Genomic DNA, 22,844 nt, shown 5'->3' on the forward strand with positions numbered 1-22,844 from the left:
GTAGAAACAATTAAATACGGGAGCGAATATAGGCTTTAGATAACAAATTACCTATAGATTCCGCCATATTCCAAACTAAACTTAACCGAGTATTCTGCAGGACCATATACTCCATAAAACCACCTACATTGACAATACCAGTAAGATGGGCCTCCCCAACTGAGGGGAGGTTTTTATGTACTCCTGCACCAGGTTTAAGCGGTCCAGAAGCTAAAGTAATATGACCCACTGAATCCAATTTTCCTAAGCAAGCATCAATGGCAAGTATGTAGGGATTAAGAAACGAATTATGAATAAAATTAAGGCTTTCATTTAGATTAGTTGCATGAACAGGTTCATCAAGAGTACCGATTACAGTAAGCTGAGGAATACTTAGGCGCATTAAGAAAGAACCCGTTAAAGGACCAAGGGAGTCTCCAGTAGATCGATCAGTTCCGATACATAGGATAACAGTGGGCCGGTGTCTTGAAGTAGAAAAATATTCCTCTAATTTATTTTCAAGGTGAATTGTAGCTGATTTATCATTATAATAAGCTTTCACTTTTTGCTGATCTGATAAAATTGAAAGAAGGCTCATTAAATTCCCCCTAAGACGCATATAAATTAAGAATTTACTGGGAAAAATCAATTCTTCTAAATTATTCCCTTTCTGCCTTCGACTTATGCATGATCGCTGAGGAAAAGCCATATTTATGTGGCAGGGGGGGATTTAATGAACTGGAAAATTACTTTTCAGGCAGCGGCAACTTATATTGGAGCGATTATGGGTGCAGGTTTTGCCTCGGGTCAAGAAATTCAACAGTTCTTCGTGAATTTCGGTAGATGGGGTTTTTTGGGAATTATATTAAGTGCCGCTCTCTTTTCGTTTTTAGGATGGATCATGCTTGATCTTCAGAGTAAGTGGAGAGTGAACAGCTATTCAGATTTTTTTAAAAAATTAATAGGAAAAAAATGGGGGCCAAGAGTTGACTTCTTTATAAGTATATTATTATTAGTTGGCTTAATAGCTATGTTGTCAGGATCAGGAGCATTATTCAATCAATATGTAGGCTTAAGCTCCTGGATTGGAGTTCTGCTTACAATAGGGGTTATCATTTTAGCGCTTTGGTTTAAGGGAGAAGGCGTTTTATGGATAAATACGGTTCTTATCCCGCTAAAATTTATTTTTTGCTTAGGTATAGCTGTACTCGCTATATTTTATGGCTTGCAGGGAGATGGAGAAGGAGTTGTTTCCACAACAACGAACCCATTAATTAAAAATTGGATAATTTCCTCTATTTTATATGTCTCCTTCAATTTAACATTCGCACTCGTTGTTTTTGCATCACTGGGAAAAGAAATTCAAAAACCTGGAGCAAGTCGCGGAGCTGCTTTCGGAGGAATGTTGTTAGGCTTATTCGCAGGCGTGATAGGCGGGGCATTAATAAGCTTTCCGGAAGTTAAGACCTTTGAAATTCCAATGGTAGCTGTTGCCGGCAAACTTGGAGAATGGCCTGCATTTTTTTACGTTCTCGTTCTTTGGTTTGCCATGATAACGGCAGCAGTTGGAAATGCTTTTAGTTTAGTTACACGAATTGTAAACAAAAATAAAGTTAACGATCATGCGGTAACATTGTTACTGCTTTTATTAGTATTTCCCTTAGCTGGAGTTAAATTTTCTGTTATCGTGAAAGTTTTATATCCATTATTGGCTTATATGGGGTTAATTCTTTTGCCCATACTATTTTCGAAATGGATAAAGCAATAAAATAGAAACATAATCATGTTACTTTTAAATTACTTGCTGGTAACTTAAATTTCGGATAAGATAACCCTAATGAATTGAATAAAATCTTCAAAATAATGGAAGTAATTTGTGGTGCAATAAATAATGAAACTAAAATTTTAAGTAACATTAATGGAAATGTTGCACTAGAAAATGGAAAACCGGATAAGGGGAACGAATATGGAAAACAGACATTATCTAATCGGAACAGCCGGACATGTGGATCATGGGAAGACTGAACTCATCCGCGCTTTGACAGGAATAGAAACCGATCGTTTAAAAGAGGAAAAAAAGAGAGGAATATCTATTGAGCTAGGATTTGCTCATTTAACATTGCCCAGCGGCCGTGAGGTTGGTATTGTTGACGTACCTGGTCACGAGCGTTTCGTAAGACAAATGCTTGCTGGGGCCACAGGCATGGATGGAGTCCTTCTCGTTATCGCAGCCGATGAAGGAATCATGCCGCAAACAAGAGAACATCTCGATATTCTAAATTTGCTGGGTGTTACCAAGGGAGTAGTGGTTATAAATAAAATAGACCTTGTTGATCAAGAATGGCTTGATCTTATTCAGGAGGAAATCCGTGAAGTATTAGCGGAAACAATTTTCGCCAATGCTCCGCTTTATTTAGTTTCAGCTCAGACCGGCGTTGGAATTCCAGAATTAAAAATAGGAATTGATCGTTTGCTTGAAAACGCTGAAAGCAAAACGGCGAATGGACCAATACGCTTACCCATAGATCGTGTATTTAGTATTCAAGGCTTTGGAACAGTTGTTACAGGTACTCTGCATAATGGAACAATAAATATAGGACAGGAAGTGGCGGTTGAACCGGGACATAGGTTTACTAAAGTACGCTCGCTTCAGGTACATAATCAAAATGTCGAAAGTGCTAAGGCAGGTCAGAGAGTTGCTATTAATTTAGCAGGGATAAATACCGATGAAGTTGAAAAAGGGAAAGTTATTATTACACCTGGAGCATATCCAGTCGGAAATATTCTTGATCTAAGGCTTAAAAACTTAGTTTCTATGGATAAACCAATTATCCATCGGCAGAGAGTGCGTTTTCATATAGGAACCACAGAGGCATTAGGTAGAATTCACCTTCTTGAGCATGAGGAACTGCCTCCCGGTCAAGAGGGTTATGCTCAGATACTGCTTGAAGAACCTGTTGTAGGAGCAGCTCAAGACCGCTTTGTACTTCGTTTTTACTCTCCGGCCTATACTATTGGCGGTGGTAAAGTTCTTGGCGTTGCAGAATTGAAAAGAAAGCGCTTTAAAGAGAATGTTATCGCCCAGTTACATTTGAAGGACCAGGGTGATCCACTGGATCTAATAGAAAAAGAATTAATAGAACCTAAAACAATTAAGGAATTAGAAGATATCCTTTCCCTGGATCCAACAGAGATTGATAAGCAACTAAAACAATTAAAAAAGCAAGAACGTATAGAAATTTGGAAGGAAGAAAATACATCTTTATTTTGGGCTCATGATGCTGCAGAAAATTGGCGTAAGCGCTTGATTGACCATATCTCTGCACACGATAGACAGTTTCCTTTACGCGGAGGAATAAGCCGAGAAGAACTTAAGGTAAAACTTGATGTAAAATGGACGAACCGGCGTTGGCAAAATATTATTGAACAGGGGGCTGAGCGCGGTTATTATCGAATAACAGGGAGTAAGGTTAAATTAAAAGAAGATATTCAGTTGTCTGATAGCTTCTTAAAAAAACTAGAATGTCTTGAAAAACGATGGAAAACAGCAGGTTTAATGCCTCCGGATTTAGAGGGAGGTTCTCAAGAATGCGGCATAGATAAGGGGAATAACCTGGAGTTTGCAGGTTACTTAGTGGAACAAGAAAAATGGGTTTCTATTTCAGGATTATTTTTTAACTCTGAATCTGTAAGGCAAGCTCAAAATGATCTTGTGAAGCTGCTTGAACAGAATAAAGAGGTCGCAGTAGGAGATATGCGGCAAATATGGGGAACATCCCGGAAATATACAGTTCCTTTACTGGAGTATTTTGATCAGCAAAAGGTAACAAAACGTCAAGGAGATAAGAGAGTTCTAAATCGATGAAAAGCAGGATAAAAGTATTAAAAAAAACTGCATTTGTATGAAAATTCTATATTTAGAGCTTCTTTCATTTATACTAAGACAGTTATAACCATTGACAGATTGATATATAAAATATAAAATGTACTCAAATTTAGAAGCTTTGAGCGTTTCTATTAGAGATGGGAAGGGGAAAAACGGATGAAGAAAATCTTTTCGATGGCGACCGTAGCCGTATTGAGCTTATCTTTAATCGCAGGCTGCGGCACAGGAGGTAACACTTCGGGTGGAGCAAGTACCGGTGGCGAGATTAAAGTGGGTGCTCTATTCGAACAAACTGGTGGAGCAGCACAATATGGTAAAGCCGGTTTAAATGGGGCTCAACTGGCTATCGAGCAACAAAATGCTAAGGGCGGAGTATTAGGAAAACAAATTAAACTTGATGTGGCAGATAATAAATCTGATCCGGGTGAATCAACCTCTCAAGCACAACGTCTTATAACCACGGATAAAGTCGTCGCAATGCTTGGACCTATGACTACAAAAACATTAAAAGCAATTATTCCCCTTGTGGACCAAAATAAGATACCTCTTGTAACTCCTTCAGGTACTGATGCAGCTTTAACGGTTACAGGCGGAAAACTAAATCCATTTATCTTCAGAGCTTGCTTCATTGATGATTTCCAAGGAAATGTTGGGGCACAGTTTGCAGCTGATACACTTAAGGCTAAAAAAGCGGCAATCGTTATTGATACCAACGGGGACTATTCTAAAGGCTTAGCTAAAGCTTTCGAAGATGTCTTTACTAAAGCTGGCGGACAGATTGTTGGTAAAGAAAACTATGTTGCTGGAGATAAAGACTTTAAAGCGATTTTAGGCCGGATTAAAGCTCAAAATCCTGATGTAGTTTATTTACCTGGCTACTATACAGAAGTTGGGGCGCTCATTAAACAAGCCCGCGAAGTTGGAATTACCGCTCCTATGTTAGGCGGAGACGGTTGGAATGGAGACGAAACCACCAAAATTGCTGAAGCAAAGAATATGACGAATGTTTACTACTCTGACCATGTCGCCATGGATGATCCAAGCTTGGTAGAATTTTCCAAACAATATCAAACAAAATATAATGAAGCACCGACCGGTTTTGCTGCTTTAGGATATGATGCTGCAACAATGCTGATTAAGGGTATTGAAGCTGCAGGAAGCACTGACCCGGATAAAGTTAAGGCAGCTATGGAAGGAATTAAAGATCTTAAGGGAGTCAGCGGTAATATTACAGTAGATCCTGCAAATCACAATCCAAGTAAAAGTGCTGTAATCTTACAATATAAAGATGGCAAGTGGGCTTTTGCTAACAGAGTTAATCCTAAATAATTTGAAGCTTAGTTGTAGCCCGAATAAATTTCACTTCGTTAGTTTAGGATAAAATAAAAACGGAGGGGGCATTGCCCCCTCCTATTACTGTTCATAAGAAATAAAATACGGAGATTTTTTTCCACTTTTAAGAAAGGAGTGAGAACATGATCAATTTACAGCAATTCGTTCAACTTTTAGTTAATGGCATATCTTTAGGAAGTATTTATGCATTAATGGCTCTAGGCTATACCATGGTCTATGGGATTGTTCAATTGATTAACTTCGCCCATGGCGATGTTCTCATGATCGGAGCATATATTGGGTGGTTTACGATCACAAAGCTGCACTGGTCTTTTATTCCCGCACTCCTAATTTCTATGCTAGGTTCAGCTATTCTGGGAGTAGTGATTGAACGCATTGCCTACAAACCTTTGCGCAATGCTTCCAGAATTGCGGCGTTGATTACGGCAATTGGTGTTTCTTTATTTCTCGAGTATGGAGGAATGCTTCTCTTCGGCCCTCAAGTTCGGACGTATCCCCCTGTTTTACCGGAAACGATGTATAATATTGCCGGGGTTTCCTTTAAATATGGCGATGTTGTCATGCTGGTGACTTCCGTTATCTTAATGGTTCTTCTTGAGTTTGTAGTTAAGTACACAAAGGTTGGGAAAGGCATGCGGGCTGTTTCCCTGGATAAAGATGCTGCTTTGTTGATGGGAATCAACGTAAATAACACAATTTCAGCGACCTTCGCAATCGGTTCTGGTCTTGCAGCGGCTGCAGGCGTGCTTTTTGGTGTTTACTTTAATCAGATTGATCCGCTGATGGGCATTATGCCGGGGTTAAAAGCGTTCATCGCAGCTGTTCTTGGTGGAATCGGGCTTATTCCAGGAGCTATGGCCGGGGGTGTCATTCTTGGCCTTATCGAGACCTTAGTCTCAGGGCTGGGAGCTTCAATGTGGAGGGATGGAGCTGCTTTCTTAATTCTTATCCTTGTTCTCATCATTAAACCTAATGGTATCTTTGGCAAAAATGTACGTGAGAAAGTGTAGGTGATAAAGATGAAGAACTGGTTTCAAAAGAAAAACTTGATCCTTTTGATTGGGATCATTTTGATATACGGGATTGTTCAAGGTTTAAATCTTGCGGAAATAATGCCTCCTTTTTATCAATTAAATTTAATTCTGGCGTGCATCTATATTATCATGGCCGTTAGTCTTAATTTAATTAATGGAATTACGGGGCAGTTTTCGATCGGACATGCCGGTTTTATGTCGATCGGGGCATTTGTCTCAGCCATTGTTACGGTTAACTTTAATGGACCGTTATATTTAGCTTTAATTGCAGGGGCTGTCGCGGCAGGTATTGCCGGTGTTTTAATTGGATTGCCGACACTGCGTCTAAACGGTGATTATCTTGCGATTGCGACTTTAGGTCTTGGTGAAATTGTTCGTGTTATTTTCATGAATATGGATTACGTGGGTGGTGCCTCGGGATTTTCCGTACCCAGTACCATTAATTGGACCTGGGCTTTTTGGTTAATGGTTATCTCAGTTTTAGCTATTCGTAATTTTACAGCGTCGACGCATGGGCGAGCATGCATCTCCATTCGGGAAAATGAAATTGCGGCTGAAGCCATGGGAATTAACACGACTAAATATAAAGTTCTTGCTTTTACTCTCGGTGCAATGTTCGCGGGATTAGCCGGTGGAATTTATGCGAATTATATGTACCTTATTCAACCGGCTCAATTTAACTTCATGAAATCTTTTGATATTCTCGTTATGGTTGTGCTTGGCGGATTAGGAAGTCTTACCGGAAGTGTTTTGGGCGCGATCTTCATGACCTTTATTTCAGCTTCTCTCTCTGGACTTTCAGAGTGGCGCTTGGTTATTACGGCTGTATTATTAGTCGTTCTAATGATTTTCCGCCCGACGGGTTTAATGGGGACCAAAGAGTTTAGCCTTAATTTCTTAGGAAAGAGAGGTGAGAGAAATGTCTCTGCTAAAGGTAAATAATCTCTCAAAATCCTTCGGAGGTTTAAAAGCCGTTTCCAATCTAAATATTAATATCGAGAAGGGCGAATTGATCGGTCTTATTGGGCCAAATGGCGCCGGCAAAACGACAATTTTTAACCTCTTAACTGGTGTCTATGAACCATCAGAGGGTGAAATCCTTTTTGAAGAGAAAAATGTTGCCGGATTAAAACCTTACCAGGTTACGCACCGGGGAATGGCTCGTACCTTCCAAAATATTCGGCTTTTCGGTGATTTAAGTGTAATCGATAATGTTAAAATTGCATTTCATCAACATACAAGGTATTCTAGCTTGAGTGCTATCTTTCGGCTTCCTTCTTACTATACTGGTGAAGCGGAAATGCAAGTCAAGGCGATAGAGTTGCTTAAAATCTTTGGCCTTGAAAAATATGCCCATGAAATGGCCAAAAATTTGCCTTACGGGGAGCAGCGCCGCTTAGAGATTGCGCGTGCCCTGGCTACCCATCCTAAACTGCTGCTTTTAGATGAACCAGCGGCAGGGATGAACCCGCAAGAGACCCATGCCCTGACAGAACTGATTCGCTTTATTCGCGAAAAGTTTGATTTAACTGTTCTTTTAATTGAACATGATATGTCTCTTGTTATGGGTGTCTGTGAAAGAATCTATGTTTTAGATTACGGAATGATCATAGCCCAGGGAACACCTCAAGAAATTAAATCAAACCCGAAAGTCATTGAAGCATACTTGGGAGAGGAGGTTGGCTAATGCTGGTTCTGGAAAATGTAAATGTTTACTATGGCGCAATTCACGCTCTCAAGGGAATATCAATGGAAGTTAATGAAGGAGAAATTGTAACTCTGATTGGCTCAAACGGCGCAGGTAAAAGTACCAGTCTAAAAACAATTTCCGGTCTTCTTCGTCCCAAAGAAGGTACCATAAAATTTAATGGAGCTGATTTAACTCAGATTCAACCTCAGGCGATTGTCTCTCAAGGAATTTCCCAAGTGCCTGAAGGCAGACACGTTTTTACCAATATGACTGTTTTAGAAAACTTGGAACTGGGTGCTTACCTTCGCAAAGATAAGGCAGAAATTAAAAAAGATATTGAAAAAGTTTATACTCTTTTCCCGCGTCTGAAGGAACGGAAGGGACAGCTGTCAGGAACATTGTCGGGGGGAGAACAACAAATGCTGGCGATGGGCAGGGCCCTGATGTCTCAGCCTAAACTGCTTCTTCTTGATGAGCCGTCAATGGGTTTAGCTCCAATCCTTGTTAAACAGATTTTCTCAATCATTCAGGAAATCAATAAGACAGGGACAACGGTTCTTCTTGTAGAGCAAAATGCTCATATGGCTCTTTCAATTGCAGATCGGGCATATGTTCTAGAAACAGGGAAGATTGTTCTTTCGGGGAAGGCAAATGAGTTAGCCAGCAGTAAGGAAGTTCAAAAAGCATATCTAGGGGGATAATAGAGAAAACTAAACCAAAATATTTTTTGTGTTAACAGGAAATTGACTTTAAAGTGAGAATATCCTTGATATGGGTTAAACGATTTAATCATATATTACGAATAACGAAGGAGGAGATTTAATTGTACGTAAAGCAATTTATGACCTCACAAGTTTTTACCGTAACTCCGGATGATAATGTTGCGGATACTATGGCGCTTATGCGTGAGAAAAAGATTAATCGTCTTCCCGTTATCCAAAAGGGTAAACTTGTGGGAATTGTGACCGATGGAGATCTCCGGGAAGTTTCCCCATCTCCGGCAACAACCCTAAGTATCTTTGAGTTGAACTACCTTGTTGCAAAAATGAAAATACGGGATGTGGCCGTAAAGAATGTTATTGCCTGTTCCCCGGATACAAAAATCGAGGATGCTGCCGTTTTAATGCGGGATCATGGTATTGGATCCCTGCCTGTATTAGATAACGATAAATTAGTGGGGATTATCACCGAAACTGATATTTTTGATACTTTTTTGGATATCATAGGTTTCCGCAGCCCTGGGCAGCGTGTGGTCATTGAGACCAAAGATGGGGTCGGGGTCATGATGGATCTGGCTGCAATAGTTAAAGCTTATGATGTGAATATGACCAGTTTAGCCGTTTACCATCTCAAAAATAACATGGTCCAAATATTGGTCCGATTAAGCGGGGATCGCGAAAAAGAAGTTAAGGATGCTCTTTTAGAAAAAGGGTATGATGTTAGTAATTAAATTCAAAATTTATCAGCGCCTATAAATGGGCGCTTCTTTTATTTTTTATTCAAGCTAAATTTACATTAACTATGAAATCTATTATAATATTATAATAAAGCTACTGGGGATGGGTGGTGGCTGGTGCTGCCCCCGGACTTCAAATCCGCGTGCCGGGACGCAGAACGTTCCGGGGTGTGTTCGATTCGCACACATCCCCGCCAAACTTGAATTTTCACATGGGCAGCTACGGCTGCTCCTTATTTTTCTCTTTTAAACAAGTTATTTCCTACTTCAGCTCTAAGTTTATTATGGCAGGATTTTTCTTTGAAAAATCGAATAGTATTTAAATTAGCTCAATCGCGGTGGAGGAGATTAAATGAATATATTTGATATTCTAATCCTCGGTCTTCTTATTTTAGGGGCATTGCAGGGATATCGGAAAGGGTTGATTTCCGGACTTGTGAGTTTCCTGGGAAGTATATTCGGTTTTTACTTTGCAGTCAGGGAATATTTAAATGTTTTCGAATGGCTGGATCAGCATACTCCGCTTCGCCAATGGCTGGAACCCATAGTTTACCGCTTTCTTCTTCCTTCAGTTCAGTCTCAAGCCCAAACAACACAGCAGCAAACTTTAGATAAAATTTTATCGGCGTTTCCCAAAGAGTTACAAGGCCTGATCAACTCTGGAGCTGTGCCGGATTTTCATGCCTATACACAGAATCTAGTACAGACAATGACGAAAACGGTATCTGGGATTTTAACCGAGAATTTAATGAAGATTATTGCGTTTTTAATAACGTATGCTGTTGTTATCCTTATTCTTCAAATCGTGGTTAATCTAATACTTGCTCCCATTGGCTTTTTCGGTGGAACAATTAACCGCGGAGGCGGATTTTTATTTGGATGTTTCGGTGCCTTGGTTGGAGTTGCCATAATTATTGGGCTCATTTCACCTTTTTTATCCCTTTTAGGGCAGAGTGAAGTTGCCGCACTTATTAAGGAAGCCTGGTTTTACCCCCACCTGCTGCAAATCTTTGAAACGATGAAGACGATTTTTCACTTGGAATTAAATCAAGGTCTTCAAGGAGTAAATCTTCCTGCGGAGTTGACAAAAGGAATGGGAATTACTCCTTAGGCTTCGGGATAATCTATTTAAAATTAGAGGAATGAGGTTAGAATGGCGATGAATCCAATCTTACAACTGATGTCACTGAATTGGAAGAATATAGGATTATCTTCATTCAATAATTTAGTCTATATCATTGAGGTGCTTATTGCGGCCCGTATAAGCTATTCTGTACTTATTTATTTTCTGCATAGGCTTCTTATTAAAAGAAAAGGCAAGATTCTTTTAGACGAACGGAAAGCGAATACCTTATTTCCGTTGTTACGAAGTACGGCTTTTTATGTTATTACATTTACAGTCATAATTCATATCCTTCAAAAGGTTTTTCATTTTGAGACAGGAACTCTTCTGGCTTCTGCAGGTGTCCTGGGTGTTGCTGTGGGTTTTGGTTCGCAGAGCTTAGTCAAGGATATTATTGCTGGATTCTTTATTCTCTTCGAGGATCAGTTCGCTGTAGGAGAGTACATAAAAGCGGGTGAGTTTTCAGGTACGGTTGAAGAGATTGGAATTCGTTCAACACGTTTGCGCGATTGGGGAGGAGAACTTCATATCATTCCCAATGGAAAAATAACCGCAGTAACAAATTATAACCGAGGTAAAATGAGAGCTCTGGTCGATATCCAGGTATCTTATGATGAGGACTTAGACCGCGCAATGGAAGTTATGCATGATGTTTGCAACGAAATTCAAGCTGAATTTGGAGAAAAAATTGTTGAACCTCCGACAGTTCAAGGGGTTATCCAATTTGGAGAACGAAATGCAGTTCTGAGGGTAGTTGCTTATACTATAACCAATGAACAGTGGGGTTTAGAACGTGAACTCAGAAGGCGCATTCATAAAGCCTTTTTAGAAGCGGGAATTCGAATTTTTCAGCCGATGGTTATTGCCGAGAAAATGAAACGTGACAAGGAGGAGGAAGAATGATCCCTTTACAGGTCGGAGATATCATTCGGTTACGCAAACCTCATCCCTGCGGAAACACAGATTGGAAGGTCATGCGTACCGGAATGGATTTTAGAATACAATGTTTAGGTTGCCAGCACCAGGCATGGATTCCAAGAATTAAACTGGAGCGGCAAATCAAGGAAATTCTGCAAAAATCGGAGAATCCGCCTTCATAACTTTACCTTGTAAAATAGATTTTCTTCAAATATAATCGAAAAAGCTGATAAAAACGTTATAAGGTCTCATGTAAATTGATGGAGGTTTAGAAATGACATTACATGCAGGAATAGTAGGTTTGCCCAACGTGGGTAAATCCACATTATTTAATGCAATTACACAGGCTGGAGCGGAAGCTGCAAATTATCCTTTCTGTACCATTGACCCGAATGTAGGAATTGTACAAGTTCCCGACCACAGGCTGGGGATTTTAGCGGATATGGTTCATCCTGATCGAATTGTTCCGGCAACCGTTGAGTTTGTGGACATTGCAGGTCTGGTAAAAGGAGCAAGCAAAGGAGAAGGACTAGGAAATAAATTTTTGTCCCATATTCGTGAAGTCGATGCAATTGTGCACGTTGTTCGCTGTTTCGAAGATAGCAATGTTGTCCATGTTGAAGGAAATATTGACCCGAAACGGGATATAGAAACGATCGAGCTAGAGCTTGTTTTAGCGGATATGGAGAGCATTGAAAAACGTTCTGAGCGTGTAACTAAACTTCTGAAATCGGGCGATAAGAAAGTTCAGGCGGAAGTTGATTTACTGAATAAACTTAAAGAAGCCTTTAATGAAGGTAAATCGGCACGTCGTCTAATCTATACAGAGGAAGAAGAAGAATTACTTAAGACTATTTCGCTTCTTTCTCTAAAGCCTGTTTTATATGCCGCCAATGTTAGTGAAGAGGAATTGACTTCTAATGAAGAAAATAAATATGTCCGGCAGGTTCGTGAATTAGCAGCTCAAGAAAATTCAGAAGTCGTGGTTGTTTGTGCGAAGATTGAATCAGAGATCGCTGAACTTGAGGATAATGAAAAACAAGCATTTTTAGAAGATTTGGGACTGCACGAATCCGGACTTGACCGCTTAATTCGCGCAGCTTTTCATCTGCTCGGACTGATGACTTTCTTTACTGCGGGACCGATGGAGGTTAAAGCTTGGACAATTCGCCAAGGAACAAAGGCTCCTCAGGCAGCTGGGACAATCCATACTGATTTTGAGCGGGGATTTATCCGTGCTGAAGTTGTTTCATATACTGACTTTGTGGAAAAAGGCGGTTTAAACGGCGCTCGCGATAAAGGACTGGTACGCTTAGAAGGAAAAGATTATCTGATGCAAGATGGGGATATTGTTCATTTTAGATTTAACGTTTAAGGGATAAGTTACAAGTTGCAATTATCTTGCCGCAATGCTATAATATTTAATTGGTAGTCTTAAAAAGGCTATGAATCCCTGCCCCGCTCAAACGGGGCCGCTTAAGTCCGAGGGGAGGTGCAATTATGAAAGCGTACGAATTACTTTATATCATCCGTCCGGAATTGGATGATGAGGCTGCTGCCGCATTAGTGGACAAGTTCTCCGAAGTTGTAACAAACAATGGAGGAGCTGATGTCGCTATTGATAAATGGGGCAAACGCCGCTTGGCTTACGAGATTGATGATCTTCGGGAAGGCAACTATGTCCTGATGAACTTCAACGGTGAAGCTCGTACGGCACAAGAGGTTGAGCGGGTCATGAAGATCTCTGACTCTGTTGTGCGTTTCTTAACTACGAAAAAGGAAGAGTAGTATTGGAGGGGTTTCAGATGTTAAATCGAGTCGTTTTAATTGGCCGTTTGACGAAAGACCCCGAGTTGCGTTATACCCCGAGCGGGGTTGCGGTATCAACCTTTACTTTAGCCGTTGATCGCAATTTTAAGAATTCAAACGGTGAAAGGGATACGGATTTTATCCCGTGTGTCGTTTATCGGCAACAGGCTGAATCCTGTGCGAACTATTTATCCAAAGGTAAATTGGCCTCCGTTGACGGAAGAATTCAAGTCCGTTCTTTTGAGGGTCAGGATGGTCAACGTCGATGGGTTACGGAAGTAATCGCTGACAATGTCCAATTTTTGAGCCCGAAAGATGGGGGAAACTCTGGGCATAGTTCATCTGCTGGAAGTGCCAGTGATGTGGGGACTTATGGTCACGAAGTAAGTTTAGATGACGATATCCCATTCTAAACGGGAAGGGGAGTGAACTTATGAAACGCGAACGCGGACGCCGCCCAAGAAGACGGGTATGCAGCTTCTGTGTAGATAAAGTTGAGTCGATTGATTACAAAGAGACTCATAAATTGCGCAAGTACATTACGGAACGCGGTAAAATCTTACCTCGTCGTATTTCAGGTAACTGTGCAAAACATCAACGTCAAGTTACAGTTGCGATTAAAAGAGCTCGGCACATTGCGCTGTTGCCTTATATCGTAGATTAGATTATTTAGAGGGGGGAGCAGAGGCTCCCCCTTTTTGTACTGGAAGAAAGTATAACCTTCGGCTTATACTTTCTTTATACATTTTTCAGATAATCATCAAATAGGTTGTCTTGCAGGAAATTCCTTAAACGTAGCGAATTTTTTCTAGTGTTGAATTTTAGAATACCGGAGGGCAGCCGCGATGGAAGTTGACGTGGTTAAAGGTTTCAAGGCAATTGATGAGTTAAAAGTAGAGTTACTTAAATCCTTATGGATTTTTGAGCGTGGAGCGATTGAGGGTTCCGATAAAGCTATGATGCAGGGGTTAGCTGATATAGTGGGGATCAGTTATTTGCTGACAAGACGATTAGGCTTCGATTTTACAAGATTAGACCGGACGTTAATCCAAGGTTTAGTCGAATGGAAAGAAAACGATACAATGAAGTTGGAAAGTCAGTGGGGTGACTTAAGCTTATTATTAAGCTATCTTGCCCCGGAGGAATAGATAGGAGCAATTCAATGTACGTAAGTGACCAGAAAGTAGCCCGCAATATACCGATTTTTGCTCTTCTTGTCGGCCCATGGTTAGGAGTTTCTCAAGGAATTTGGGGTTGGGTGTTAGACATTGCACTTCTTTTTGCAGTTTTTGAAGTAGGGAGAGTAAGGGGTTTTAGGTGGACAACCCTCCTTTTAACGTTAGGCTATGGAATTGCAGTCATAACCGCGGGTGGTTTAATAAACTTTGAAAATATAGGATTCTTACCCTGGGTTGGCTTGCTCAGCGTATGGGGAAGGGAGCATTCTTGGTCACAAAAGTCAAATTTATTTTGGTGTTTGGTTCTGTCAGGAATAATCGGGGTCTTTTCTATTATTCCCGTAATTCAGCAAGGATTTGTTGGCTCTGAAGCAATACAAAAGCTGGTTAACACGATGTTGGATCAGTATCGTCAAACGGGTTTATTAGCAAGCTTGAACCAACAGGGAATAAGTGAAACAGAGATTCAAGCCAGTTTACAGCAGACCTTCCAACTTCTTTTTTTATTTGTTCCGGGATTTGCGGCTTTAGGTTCGATCATTGAATATAGTTTAGCTCGTTATTTATTTACACGATGGTTTACACCAAAGGTAAAGCGTTTGCCCATATCCAGCTTCTTCAGATTACCCTGGTATGCCCTTTGGGGAGTAAATCTGGGTATAGCGAGTTATTTAATTGGAGATCAATGGAGTTGGACTATTTTACGAATATTTGGTATGAATCTTATGTTTATTTATGCTGTCATAGCCTTTGGAATAGGGTGCTCGATATTCTTGTACAATCTGCGTTCGCCCTTACTGTCTGGGTTTATTAAAGCAGTTTTAATTTTAATGAGCTTTCTCTATTTTCAAGTGACAATTATCAGCTTAATTTTGTTGGGACTTTTCGATTTAGTCCTAAACTTCCGGCGGCTTCCAGAATAAAACCAGTGAATTAGGGGGACTTGAAATGAAAGTAATATTAATATCAGAGGTAAAAAGCTTAGGTAAGAAGGGAAAAGTTTGTGAAGTATCCGATGGTTATGCCCGAAATTTTCTCTTTCCTAAAGGCTTGGCAGTTGAAGCGACTCAAGGAAATCTGAACGATTTAGCATTAAAAAAAGCGAATGAAGATCGAAAAAAGGCTAAAGAAAAACAAGATGCACAAGCACTTGCTGAAAAATTAGCTTCCATTACTGTAGAGGTTCATACAAAAATTGGAGAGGGCGGCCGACTTTTTGGTTCTGTAACCAATAAGGAAATTGCAGAGGCTCTTAAAAATAAATACGGCATTGAAATCGATAAGCGGAAACTTGAGGTAAAAGAACCGATTAAGGCTTTGGGAAACTATAGTATTCCAACAAAACTTCATCCGGAAGTTTCAGCTCAACTAAAAGTAACGGTAAAGGCAATTTAATGATAAACATTATCTTTTTTAACGTGAAAGGGGAGCCCGATGAAAGGGTTTTTAACAAGATGGCTTGTTCAAAAGAAAGATCAGGAAATTGACAATCAAAATGCAACTTTAAAGCAAGAGATAGATGCCTATTACCATTTGTTAGCGAATTTCTATGGGTCCGATAAGCTGGTTATTAAGGCGACACGCCTAGATGCTTTACGTTTAATGCGATCGGAAGATATATTCGACCGCATCAAGGCGTTACGAAAAATTGTCTTTGAAGATCCGACGGATCACTCCCTTTCTCCTTCAGAAGATCTGCCCAAGATTTTAGCCGAAATTGAAGAGCAAATCGCAGAACTTTTAGCACGGCGCACAATTGAAGAAAAAGTGGACAAAGCTGTTGCTGAAAAAATGCAGATACATCATGAGGAGTATGTTAAAGAGATCAAAAATCAGGTTCTCAAGGATACGGCAGGCCCAGATAATGCACAGACCTTAAAAAAACTAGCGCATATCGAAAAGATGAATGCGATTAAACTCGCTAATTCCGTGACAGAAGTTCTTCGTCCTCAAACAGTAGAAGAGATTATTGGTCAGGAAAATGCGGTCCAATCTTTGCTTGCGAAGCTAGCCACACCTTATCCTCAGCATCTCTTGATTTATGGTCCTCCCGGGGTGGGAAAGACCTCTGCGGCACGGGTAGCCTTGGAGACGGTTAAGCGGCATTCCCATTCCCCCTTTGCTGCAAAGGCACCCTTTATTGAGGTAGATGGGACGACACTGCGTTGGGATCCTCGGGATGTAACCAATCCCTTGCTTGGTTCTGTTCATGATCCGATTTATCAAGGGGCAAAACGGGATTTAGCAGATACCGGAATTCCTGAACCAAAACTCGGGCTTGTCAGCGATGCCCATGGTGGAATTCTGTTTATTGATGAAATTGGGGAAATGGATCCGCTGCTCTTAAATAAGTTGCTTAAGGTTTTAGAAGATAAACGCGTCTTTTTTGAGTCCTCTTATTTTGATTCTTCCGATCCGCAAATTCCGCTTTATATTAAAAAATTATTTGAAGAAGGTGCACCTGCGGATTTTGTTTTAATTGGGGCAACGACACGGGAACCTGGAGAAATAAATCCGGCTTTGCGTTCGCGATGCGCTGAAATTTATTTTACTCCTTTAGAACCGAAGGATATTCAACAGATTGTTCGGCAAGCCGCTGAAAAGTTGGAGGCCAAAATCGAAGAATCAGTTCCTCAAATTATTAGTGAATATGTTATCGAGGGTCGTAAAGCCAATAATATTTTGACAGATGCGTATGGTCTTGCTCGCTTTAGAAATCCGGATCAAAAGGAAGTAAAGGTGGGACAGGAAGAAGTCTATGAGGTTCTTCGATCTGCTCGCTTAAGCCCTTATATAGCTAAAAAAGCCCAAGATACATTAGAAGTCGGAAGAATATTAGGTTTAGGTGTTTATGGATTTGTAGGTTCGGTATTGGAGATTGAAGCGATTGTCTTCCCTGATCGGGATGGAAAAGGAACCATTCGCTTTAATGAAACGGCGGGGAGTATGGCTCGTGATGCGGTATTTAATGCTGTTGCTGTCCTTCGCCTGTTAACAGGAGAAGATCTTCGGGATTATGATGTTCATGTGAATGTGGTCGGAGGCGGTAAAATAGATGGCCCTTCGGCGGGATTGGCTACCACAATTGCGCTTTATAGTGCACTTAAATCTAAGCCTCTTCGACAGAATGTAGCTGTTACCGGGGAAATTTCCATTCAAGGAAAAGTAAGACCTGTCGGTGGAATTGCTGAAAAACTTTTTGGGGCGAAACAGGCAGGAGTTAAAACGGTTTTAATTCCAAAAGATAATCTGGCAGATGTTCCGTCTGGATTAGAAGGAATTGAAGTACATGCAGTTGAGACTATTCAAGAAGCCTTAGAATATATAGGCTAGGAGGGGAAGCAGATGGAACTCACCAAAGTTCCTCCCCAGAATCTAGAGGCTGAACAAGCAGTGCTTGGCGCCCTTATGCTTGAACCGGAAGTGGGGAGTTCCGTTTTTGAAATATTACAGCCTGAGGATTTTTATCGCGACAATCATCGCTTAATCTTTAGTGCATTACGTGATTTGTTTGAGCGGGGTGATCCGGTTGACCTCGTTTCGGTAGCTGAAGCTCTTCGTCAAGCTGGACGTCTTGAACAGGTTGGCGGGATTGCTACGGTTTCCGAAATTGCACGTTCTGTTCCTTCGGCGGTTAATGTTGATTTTTATGCACAGCTTGTTGCCGAAAAATCCATGCTTCGACAGCTGATTCGTGTGGCGGGAAGGATTGCTGAAAAGGGGTATGAACCCGGTGAAGAGGCAACGACATTATTGGCGGAGGCAGAGAAGCTTTTTTTAGAACTATCTCAGCGTCAAGTCAAAGACGGATTTGAATCCATCCGCAATATCTTGCTGAATACATTTGAAAAGATTGAAATGCTTTATGCCAATAAGGGAAACCTTACGGGTGTCCCTACCTTTTTTAATGATTTAGATCGGATGACCTCTGGATGGCAGCCTTCTGACTTAGTCATTATTGCGGCACGCCCTTCAATGGGTAAAACAGCTTTGGTTTTAAATATGGCTCAGAACGCAGCTGTGCGGGGAAATGTGCCGGTCGCTGTCTTTAGTTTGGAAATGTCGAAGGAACAGCTTGTTCAGCGTATGTTATGTTCTGAGGCGATGGTTGACCAGCAGAGGGTTAGGACCGGTGATCTGCTGGATACGGATTGGCCGAAACTGACACGTGCTGTAGGGCCGCTTTCCGATGCTCCTATTTTTATTGATGATACGGTTGGAATCTCTTTGGTTGAGCTTCGTTCGAAGGCAAGGCGCTTGAAGATGGAGCATGGCCTGGGAATGATTGTAATCGACTATCTCCAATTAATGACCTTAGGACGACGCGCCGAAAGCCGCCAACAAGAGGTGGCTGCAATTTCACGGGGACTAAAAGGAATTGCACGTGAACTCAGTGTTCCGGTAATTGCTCTTTCACAGCTTAACCGGGGTGTAGAACAGCGCCAGGATAAACGTCCGATTATGTCCGACCTTCTTGAATCTGGTGCTATTGAAGCGGATGCGGATGTAATTTCTTTCATCTATCGGGATGAATATTATAATCCTGAATCAGAAAAGAAAGGAATTGCAGAAATAATTATCGCTAAGCATCGCAATGGTCCGGTGGGAACCTTGGAGCTCGGATATTTAAAAGAGTTTACCAAGTTTGTAAATTTAGATCGTCAACATTTATCGGCTTAAGGAAATAATATAATGTAATGAAAAAGACTGGGAGTTTTGCCCCAGCCTTTTTCATCATGATATCGAGATGTTCTTCTAAACCGAATGTTTATACTGTATACAAGCTGAATGTTCGAGAAACTCGTTGACATTGCCGGAGATGATTGATAAGATAAAACTGTTTGTGAAGAAGCGAGTTTACTGAATGAAGGAATCTTTACGACGGGATAATAAGAATTTAAAATGAGATAATGAATCGTTCGGATTACTTGCCAATAAATCGGTTTAAAATATGATTTGGAGGAATGAAAATGGCAGCTGTTGTTTTGCTTGGCGCACAATGGGGAGACGAAGGGAAAGGTAAGGTAACGGACTTTTTAGCTGAAAAAGCGGATTTAGTTGTTCGTTATCAAGGAGGAAATAATGCAGGCCACACTGTAGTTGCTCAGGGTGAGGAGTTCAAACTTCACTTAATTCCTTCAGGAATTCTTTATCCGAATAAAACATGTATTATTGGTAATGGTGTAGTCGTTGATCCGAAAGTTCTTTTAGAAGAACTGGATTATTTAGCAGAACGTAAAGTTAAAATGGGAAAATTACGGATAAGCAGCAATGCTCACATTATTATGCCGTATCATCGTTTACTGGATGAATTAGAAGAAGAGGCACGCGGCGATCAAAAAATCGGGACAACGAAACGTGGAATCGGACCAGCCTATGTAGACAAGACGACTCGGGTTGGAATTCGCATGATTGACCTCTTAGACGCTGAAGAATTCGCAGCAAAATTAAGACGAAACTTAGAGGTAAAAAATAACCTGTTTGTTAAAGTATATGGAAGAGAGCCCCTTGATTTCGAAAGTATCTATCAAGAATATTTAGGTTATGCGGAAAAATTACGTTCTTTGGTAACAGATGGTTCTTTGGCTATTGATGAAGCCATTAAAGCCGGGGAAAAGGTTCTATTCGAAGGAGCACAAGGAACGCTTTTGGATTTGGATCATGGAACTTATCCTTTTGTAACTTCTTCTCATCCTATTGCTGGAGGAGCTTGTATTGGTGCTGGGGTTGGCCCAACTCAAATTAACAAAGTGGTTGGAGTCATTAAAGCATATACGACTAGAGTTGGAGAAGGACCTTTCCCAACAGAACTTATGGATAAAATGGGAGATCGAATTCGTGAGGCTGGTCATGAATTTGGAACAACGACGGGACGTGCACGTCGCTGCGGATGGTTTGATGCTGTCATTGCTCGGTATGCTGTTCGAGTCAGTGGAATTTCTGATTTTGCTTTAATGAAATTAGATGTTTTATCAGGACTTGAAAAAGTAAAAATCTGTGTTGGATATCGCGTAAACGGGGAAGTCATTTATGAATTCCCGCAAAGCCAAAAAATCTTTAAAGCGTGTGAGCCTGTTTATGAAGAACTGCCAGGCTGGCAAGAGGATATAACCGGAGTTAAATCGTTTGAGGATTTGCCGGCAAGTGCTCAAGCTTATGTTCAGCGGATTGAAAAGCTGACCGAGACGAAAGTAACTTTAATTGCTGTGGGACCGGGCAGAGAACAAACCATTATTCGCGGAGAAATTTTCTAAAAGAAGTATTGACAAGCTTATAAGTCTCCTGTAGAATAGTAATTCGTGAGTGAGTTTTGAGCCATTAGCTCAGTCGGTAGAGCACCTGACTTTTAATCAGGGTGTCCCGCGTTCGAGTCGCGGATGGCTCACCATAACTGGCCCGTTGGTCAAGCGGCTTAAGACACCGCCCTTTCACGGCGGCTACACGGGTTCGAATCCCGTACGGGTCACCAAATATTTGCCTCGGTAGCTCAGTCGGTAGAGCAGAGGACTGAAAATCCTCGTGTCGGCGGTTCGATTCCGTCCTGAGGCACCATTTAGTTGTCAATGTTAAACCTTTGTAAAACAAAGGTTTAATTTTTTTAGGTGAGTTCAGTGCCGTCAGCACAAATTCATTTTGCTTTGGCACTTGTCAACGTGCTATAATCAAAATGAATTTCAAAGTGTGAGAGGAGGATGGTTTAAATGGCTAAACACATCCAGACGATTGTGAAAGCTAACTTAAGTGAGACGGTTAAAACAGGGGGTTGCGGAGAATGCCAATCTTCATGCCAATCCGCATGCAAAACGTCTTGCACAGTAGGTAACCAAGTCTGCGTTAAGTAATTACTTAATTCTGAAAAGAAAATCGCACATAGGTTATCAAGAACCCACCTGATTCAGGCGGGTTCTGTTTCTGTATATATTAAATAAAACAGCTTCTGATTTATAGAAAGAGAGGGAACAGGGTGAATTTAGAGGGATATAAAATAGGAAAAAACGTTCATTTTTATCATCAAGGAGATATTAATATTGCTTATGATATTAATTCTGGTTCACTTCACACTTTAGATGATTTAACGTTTACAATTCTGCAGGTTATGGAAAAACTACAGAATGAAGGTAAAGCAATTAATTTCGCTGAGATTTATACAGCACTGAAGTCGGAGAAAGTCAATTGCTCTGAGCAAGAACTTCGTGAAATTATGGATGAATTTTCAGAACTTCAAGAGGAGGGCGTACTATTCTCAGCTGAAGCTGAAGAGAAAGATCCGGTTTACCCATCTCATCCTATTATCAAATCTATTTGTTTGCATGTAGCCCATGATTGCAATCTCCGGTGTCAATATTGTTTTGCAGGTACAGGAGCGTTTGGAGGGCATCGTGGGTTAATGGATCTTGAGACAGGCAAGAAGGGGATAGATTTTGTTCTTGAGGCTTCTGCGCACCGGAAACACTGTGAAGTCGATTTTTTTGGAGGAGAACCCCTGCTTAATTTTCAAGTGGTAAAAGAACTCGTTCATTACGGTCGAAAAGCAGCTGCAGAACGAGGCAAGACCATTAAGTTCACAATGACCACGAATGCAGTTCTTCTTACTGAAGAAGTTCAAGACTTCTTAGAGCAGGAGGATATCAGCGTTGTACTAAGCATTGATGGACGGCCTGAAGTTCACGATCGTATGCGCCCTTATGCAGGCGGTAAAGGGAGTTATAATCAAGTTGTTCCGCGCCTTCAGCAATTTGCGGCGAAACGGCCTGAATCCTCGCCCTATGCTGTAGGGACATACTATTATGCTCGGGGAACGTATACCCATTTTAATCTTGATTTTGATAAAGATGTTGATCATCTGCTCGATTTGGGAGTAAAACAAATTTCGTTGGAACCGGTTGTTGCAAAGCCGGAAGAGCCTTATGCGTTTCAAGAAGAAGATGTGCCGGAAATCTTAAAAAGCTATGATCGTTTGGGAGAAGATCTTCTAATACGCAAAATGAAAGGGGAAGAATTTAGTTTCTTCCATTTCAATGTTGCACTTGAACAAGGTCCTTGCCTGCCTAAACGCTTATCAGGCTGCGGAGCAGGACACGAATATGCGGCGATATCACCGGAGGGAGATATCTATCCCTGTCACCAATTTGTAGGACAAGAGGAATTCAAAATGGGTTCACTGTGGGATGAACAGCCTGGATTAAACCCGGATTTGGTTAATTCCTTCCGCAATGCTCATATCTACAAGAAAGCATCCTGCCGTGATTGTTGGGCACGGTTTTCCTGCAGCGGAGGCTGTCATGCCGCGAATTATTCCTTTAGCGGCAATTTAAATGAGGTGTATTCGCTGGGGTGCAAATTCCAGAAAAAACGCTTGGAAGTCGCGTTATATTTGCAGATCAAAGAAAGAAGTTTAAAGGAAAAGTAATAGAGCGG

24 protein-coding genes and 4 tRNA genes are annotated in these 22,844 nt (G+C 41.0%); 27 read left to right on the plus strand and 1 reads right to left on the minus strand.

What is annotated here, in order from left to right; all coding sequences use genetic code 11:
* Positions 1-10: 10 nt before the first annotated feature.
* Entirely contained in the window at positions 11-577 is a 567-nt protein-coding gene (gene yyaC / locus ACHOLT_RS03800; protein ID WP_425805878.1) for a spore protease YyaC, read from the minus strand.
* A gap of 135 nt (positions 578-712) precedes the next feature.
* On the opposite strand from yyaC, the gene ACHOLT_RS03805 reads away from it, so the two are divergent.
* From ACHOLT_RS03805 to scfB, 27 genes are all read left to right on the plus strand, one after another.
* Positions 713-1,747 carry a YkvI family membrane protein gene (locus ACHOLT_RS03805; protein ID WP_425805880.1) on the plus strand — a complete coding sequence of 345 codons (1,035 nt, stop codon included), beginning with the start codon at positions 713-715 and terminating at the stop codon, positions 1,745-1,747.
* A 198-nt stretch (positions 1,748-1,945) separates the two neighbouring features.
* The gene (gene selB, locus ACHOLT_RS03810) at positions 1,946-3,844 is read left to right on the plus strand and encodes a selenocysteine-specific translation elongation factor (RefSeq protein WP_425805881.1); all 1,899 of its coding nucleotides are present in this window, start codon (positions 1,946-1,948) and stop codon (positions 3,842-3,844) included.
* A 177-nt stretch (positions 3,845-4,021) separates the two neighbouring features.
* Positions 4,022-5,194 carry an ABC transporter substrate-binding protein gene (locus ACHOLT_RS03815; protein ID WP_425805883.1) on the plus strand — a complete coding sequence of 391 codons (1,173 nt, stop codon included), beginning with the start codon at positions 4,022-4,024 and terminating at the stop codon, positions 5,192-5,194.
* Between the two features lie 146 nt (positions 5,195-5,340).
* The gene (locus tag ACHOLT_RS03820; protein WP_425805885.1) at positions 5,341-6,228 is read left to right on the plus strand and encodes a branched-chain amino acid ABC transporter permease; all 888 of its coding nucleotides are present in this window, start codon (positions 5,341-5,343) and stop codon (positions 6,226-6,228) included.
* 9 nt (positions 6,229-6,237) lie between these two features.
* Complete coding sequence (locus ACHOLT_RS03825) at positions 6,238-7,194, plus strand: branched-chain amino acid ABC transporter permease (RefSeq protein ID WP_425805886.1); 957 nt, start codon at positions 6,238-6,240, stop codon at positions 7,192-7,194.
* The gene (locus ACHOLT_RS03830; RefSeq protein ID WP_425805887.1) at positions 7,172-7,939 is read left to right on the plus strand and encodes an ABC transporter ATP-binding protein; all 768 of its coding nucleotides are present in this window, start codon (positions 7,172-7,174) and stop codon (positions 7,937-7,939) included. Before ACHOLT_RS03825 ends, ACHOLT_RS03830 begins: the two co-directional genes overlap by 23 nt.
* Positions 7,939-8,643, plus strand: coding sequence for an ABC transporter ATP-binding protein (locus ACHOLT_RS03835; protein ID WP_425805888.1), 705 nt, complete (start codon positions 7,939-7,941; stop codon positions 8,641-8,643). Before ACHOLT_RS03830 ends, ACHOLT_RS03835 begins: the two co-directional genes overlap by 1 nt.
* Positions 8,644-8,765: 122 nt before the next feature.
* Positions 8,766-9,392, plus strand: coding sequence for a CBS and ACT domain-containing protein (locus tag ACHOLT_RS03840; RefSeq protein ID WP_425805890.1), 627 nt, complete (start codon positions 8,766-8,768; stop codon positions 9,390-9,392).
* 105 nt (positions 9,393-9,497) lie between these two features.
* Positions 9,498-9,595 (plus strand) — tRNA-Sec (locus tag ACHOLT_RS03845).
* Between the two features lie 155 nt (positions 9,596-9,750).
* Positions 9,751-10,509 carry a CvpA family protein gene (locus ACHOLT_RS03850; RefSeq protein WP_425805892.1) on the plus strand — a complete coding sequence of 253 codons (759 nt, stop codon included), beginning with the start codon at positions 9,751-9,753 and terminating at the stop codon, positions 10,507-10,509.
* A gap of 42 nt (positions 10,510-10,551) precedes the next feature.
* The gene (locus ACHOLT_RS03855; protein ID WP_425805893.1) at positions 10,552-11,424 is read left to right on the plus strand and encodes a mechanosensitive ion channel family protein; all 873 of its coding nucleotides are present in this window, start codon (positions 10,552-10,554) and stop codon (positions 11,422-11,424) included.
* On the plus strand, positions 11,421-11,621 hold the full coding sequence (locus tag ACHOLT_RS03860; RefSeq protein WP_425805895.1) for a DUF951 domain-containing protein: 201 nt from the start codon (positions 11,421-11,423) through the stop codon (positions 11,619-11,621). The genes ACHOLT_RS03855 and ACHOLT_RS03860 overlap by 4 nt, the downstream gene beginning before the upstream one ends.
* Before the next feature lie 92 nt (positions 11,622-11,713).
* Positions 11,714-12,814 (plus strand): redox-regulated ATPase YchF, encoded by a 1,101-nt coding sequence (gene ychF, locus ACHOLT_RS03865; RefSeq protein ID WP_425805896.1) that lies wholly within the window; start codon positions 11,714-11,716, stop codon positions 12,812-12,814.
* A 125-nt stretch (positions 12,815-12,939) separates the two neighbouring features.
* A complete protein-coding gene (gene rpsF / locus ACHOLT_RS03870; RefSeq protein ID WP_425805898.1) occupies positions 12,940-13,227 on the plus strand; it encodes a 30S ribosomal protein S6 in 288 nt (95 codons plus the stop codon).
* A gap of 17 nt (positions 13,228-13,244) precedes the next feature.
* Positions 13,245-13,661: a single-stranded DNA-binding protein gene (ssb, locus tag ACHOLT_RS03875; protein WP_425805900.1), complete on the plus strand. Its 417-nt coding sequence runs from the start codon at positions 13,245-13,247 to the stop codon at positions 13,659-13,661.
* Positions 13,662-13,681: 20 nt separating this feature from the next.
* Positions 13,682-13,912 (plus strand): 30S ribosomal protein S18, encoded by a 231-nt coding sequence (gene rpsR, locus ACHOLT_RS03880; protein ID WP_425805901.1) that lies wholly within the window; start codon positions 13,682-13,684, stop codon positions 13,910-13,912.
* Positions 13,913-14,093: 181 nt separating this feature from the next.
* Entirely contained in the window at positions 14,094-14,396 is a 303-nt protein-coding gene (locus tag ACHOLT_RS03885; protein WP_425805903.1) for a MazG-like family protein, read from the plus strand.
* Between the two features lie 14 nt (positions 14,397-14,410).
* Complete coding sequence (locus ACHOLT_RS03890; RefSeq protein WP_425805906.1) at positions 14,411-15,349, plus strand: DUF2232 domain-containing protein; 939 nt, start codon at positions 14,411-14,413, stop codon at positions 15,347-15,349.
* Positions 15,350-15,374: 25 nt separating this feature from the next.
* A complete protein-coding gene (gene rplI, locus ACHOLT_RS03895) occupies positions 15,375-15,821 on the plus strand; it encodes a 50S ribosomal protein L9 (protein WP_425805908.1) in 447 nt (148 codons plus the stop codon).
* 39 nt (positions 15,822-15,860) lie between these two features.
* Positions 15,861-17,759 (plus strand): Lon family ATP-dependent protease, encoded by a 1,899-nt coding sequence (lonC, locus tag ACHOLT_RS03900; RefSeq protein WP_425805909.1) that lies wholly within the window; start codon positions 15,861-15,863, stop codon positions 17,757-17,759.
* Positions 17,760-17,771: 12 nt separating this feature from the next.
* Positions 17,772-19,106 (plus strand): replicative DNA helicase, encoded by a 1,335-nt coding sequence (dnaB, locus tag ACHOLT_RS03905; RefSeq protein ID WP_425805911.1) that lies wholly within the window; start codon positions 17,772-17,774, stop codon positions 19,104-19,106.
* A gap of 290 nt (positions 19,107-19,396) precedes the next feature.
* Positions 19,397-20,680 (plus strand): adenylosuccinate synthase, encoded by a 1,284-nt coding sequence (locus ACHOLT_RS03910; RefSeq protein ID WP_425805912.1) that lies wholly within the window; start codon positions 19,397-19,399, stop codon positions 20,678-20,680.
* Between the two features lie 58 nt (positions 20,681-20,738).
* Positions 20,739-20,814, plus strand: a tRNA-Lys gene (locus tag ACHOLT_RS03915).
* Positions 20,815-20,819: 5 nt separating this feature from the next.
* Positions 20,820-20,895: transfer RNA gene (locus tag ACHOLT_RS03920), tRNA-Glu, on the plus strand.
* A gap of 7 nt (positions 20,896-20,902) precedes the next feature.
* Positions 20,903-20,978 (plus strand) — tRNA-Phe (locus tag ACHOLT_RS03925).
* A 149-nt stretch (positions 20,979-21,127) separates the two neighbouring features.
* On the plus strand, positions 21,128-21,268 hold the full coding sequence (gene scfA, locus ACHOLT_RS03930) for a six-cysteine ranthipeptide SCIFF (protein ID WP_006716734.1): 141 nt from the start codon (positions 21,128-21,130) through the stop codon (positions 21,266-21,268).
* A 122-nt stretch (positions 21,269-21,390) separates the two neighbouring features.
* On the plus strand, positions 21,391-22,836 hold the full coding sequence (scfB, locus tag ACHOLT_RS03935) for a thioether cross-link-forming SCIFF peptide maturase (protein ID WP_425805913.1): 1,446 nt from the start codon (positions 21,391-21,393) through the stop codon (positions 22,834-22,836).
* Positions 22,837-22,844: the final 8 nt, after the last annotated feature.

Origin of the sequence: Desulfitobacterium nosdiversum (genome assembly GCF_049860565.1) — a bacterium.
Classification (GTDB): Bacteria; Bacillota; Desulfitobacteriia; order Desulfitobacteriales; family Desulfitobacteriaceae; genus Desulfitobacterium_A; species Desulfitobacterium_A nosdiversum.